This is a genomic window from Belnapia sp. (genome assembly GCF_059504005.1).
Genome location: NZ_JCACHU010000124.1, coordinates 1 through 2,445, shown reverse-complemented (window position 1 = coordinate 2,445; position 2,445 = coordinate 1). Strand labels below are relative to the sequence as shown.

Here is a 2,445-nt window from a genome sequence, read left to right as displayed (position 1 = left end):
TAGCACGGTCGCCTGCTCCTTCGCGGCTAACCCCGCCAGTGTGCCGGCCAGCAAGGTGACGGGATCGCCGCTCACTGAAGCCGCCTCGGCGCTGGCGATCGGCCGCCATGCGACGCCCGCCAGCCGCCCTACACAGGCCGCGCAAGTCGTCTCAATCTCGGCCCCGGTTCATCCAGCTTCTCGGCCGTTCCTGATGCAAGCTGCCATCGCCAGCACCATCAAACCGGCCTGGTCCTCGAGAGGCGGCACCACAGGCTTCCTATCCAAAGACGTAGTTGCACGTCTTTCTCAGGTGGGCAGCTCGTTCCGCCTCATTGGCCCGCGGGGCACGTCCATTGGTGCTGGAGATAACACCGGCCAGGCTGGCGATGAGATCATCGCAGCCGAAAGGCTTCACGAGGCGGGCAGTCGGGCCACCGAGCCCTCTCAGGTCGGCCTCCGGCGCCGCCTTCCCGAAGCCGGTAACCACCACCGCCGGTAGCTTGGGGTTGGCTTTACGAAGCTCGCGTAGCACCGACCGGCCGTCGATCCCGTGCATGAGGTGAATGTCGGTGACGACTCCGGAAAGCTGCTCCACCGCACCAGCCCGTGCGAGCGCTTCCTCGCCGCTATGGGCCAGAACCACATCGTAGCCAGCGTCTCGGAGGGTATCCTCGATCATCATGGCGACGAGGACTTGGTCCTCGACCACGAGGATCACCGGTCGTGGTGGGCAGTCTCCCCCGCCATTCCGAGCGTGCTCTGGCACTGTATTGGCCGGCATCGGCAGCAGCCTCCTGAGCGGCGCCATGGGGGAAGGCGAGAGCGGTTACATTGCATATATATCAACATTTAGTTGATCGGCAAAGGAAAGAAGGGGGCGCGGTCCGGTAAGCAGGGAGACCATCCATCCGCAACCATACGACGTACTGCTGGATCTGATCGTCACCGAGCAGCAGGTCTTCCACGGATCAGTGTCCATGACGGCGACGGAAGGCCCGGGCCAGGGCAGTCGGGAGCAAGGACAATGATGGGCAATGAGTGGTCGGAGAGGGACCTGGACCGGTTGGGTCGCGCCGTGCTGGCGGCAGCGGCGGATGCCATTATCCTCGCAGACCGCGAGGGCGTGATCCGCTTCTGGAATACCGGGGCGGAGCGCCTGTTTGGCTTCGCTCCGGCGGAGGCGCTCGGTCGCCCAGTCGACATCATCGTCCCGGAGCCGCAGCGGGCGCGGCACTGGGCCGGGTTCAGCCGGGTCATGGAGACGGGCGAGAGCCGCTCCGGCGCGGGCGAGGTGCTTGCCGTGCCTGCCTGCGTAAGGACGGCGGCCGCATCTCACTGGAGTTCACCCTCGTGCCCTTGCGCGACCCGGCGGGCCGGATGGAGGGTATGGCTGCGGTCCTGCGCGACGTGACGCGGCGCTTCGAGGAGCTGCAGGCGCTCCGGCGGCCGGTCGCGGCCGCACGGTAGGGCCCCGCGGCCGAGCCGCGACGCAAGGCAGATCCGAGCCGCTCGTTGCCTTAGAGCGGTTTCCGCTTTCACCGATTCGGAAGAGGATCTCCTTCTACGGTGGAGCGTGATTCGCTTTCCCTTCTGCGGCGACCGGGTGGCCACCGCGATAAAACGCCATGCCGAGGTGGTGCGCGTCGCCAGCGTGCAGCCGGAATAGCTCACCTGCTACAGGACACTCACCACCAGCTCCGGCATGGGGCTGGCCTCGATAAGCCTGCAGGATCTGGCCGAAAAGAACATAGCCTCGGGCCATGGACGACCCCTTCGATCTCGAGCGCTTCGTGCGGGCCCAGGAGCCGGTGATTGCCGACGTTCTCCGCGAGCTCCGGACAGGACGGAAGCGAACGCACTGGATGTGGTTCGTCTTCCCGCAGCTCCGCGCCCTCGGCCGAAGCCCAACCGCCCAGCACTACGGTATCGCCTCGCTGGCCGAGGCGCAGGCCTATATGGCGCACCCTGTCCTCGAGCCACGGCTCCTGGCGTGCGCCGAGCTGGTCCGCGCGGTCCAGCACCGGTCCGCGTACGAGATCTTCGGCAGCCCGGACGATCTCAAGCTCCGGTCGTCCATGACTCTGTTCGCGGCGGCGCGGCCGCAGACGGTGGTATTCGACGACGTGCTCCGCCGGTACTTCGAAGCCAAGCCGGACCAGCTCACGACCGAACTGCTCGCGGCGGGATGACACGCCAACACCGCCGTGCGCGATCATCAAGCCGCGGTACCCGGGTTCCAGCTCGACCGCGTTCAGCCGCCATGGCGGACCATTGAGGAGGCCCTTCGCACAGAGGCTTAACAGTCAGTCCTTCGCGGAATGCCCATCACCAGGCTACGGGCATCAATACGGTTCAGCATCTGTCGGTATCCATATCCACGTAAATGTCGATGTCAGTCGGCCTACGGCCGGAGCACCTGACCCAGTCTGATGGCATGCTCTGTGCAGTGCTTATCGCATGTGA

3 protein-coding genes are annotated in these 2,445 nt (G+C 65.8%); 2 read left to right on the top strand and 1 reads right to left on the bottom strand.

From position 1 onward, the window contains the following. Positions 1-259 precede the first annotated feature (259 nt). The gene (locus AC5JJ1_RS15900; RefSeq protein WP_495786078.1) at positions 260-700 is read right to left on the bottom strand and encodes a response regulator; all 441 of its coding nucleotides are present in this window, start codon (positions 698-700) and stop codon (positions 260-262) included. A 306-nt stretch (positions 701-1,006) separates the two neighbouring features. Between AC5JJ1_RS15900 and AC5JJ1_RS15895 the strand changes: the two genes are divergently transcribed. Together AC5JJ1_RS15895 and AC5JJ1_RS15890 are read left to right on the top strand one after the other, a co-directional pair. Then, a complete protein-coding gene (locus AC5JJ1_RS15895; RefSeq protein ID WP_495786077.1) occupies positions 1,007-1,393 on the top strand; it encodes a PAS domain S-box protein in 387 nt (128 codons plus the stop codon). Positions 1,394-1,742: 349 nt separating this feature from the next. Then, the gene (locus AC5JJ1_RS15890; RefSeq protein WP_495786076.1) at positions 1,743-2,171 is read left to right on the top strand and encodes a DUF1810 domain-containing protein; all 429 of its coding nucleotides are present in this window, start codon (positions 1,743-1,745) and stop codon (positions 2,169-2,171) included. Positions 2,172-2,445 lie beyond the last annotated feature (274 nt).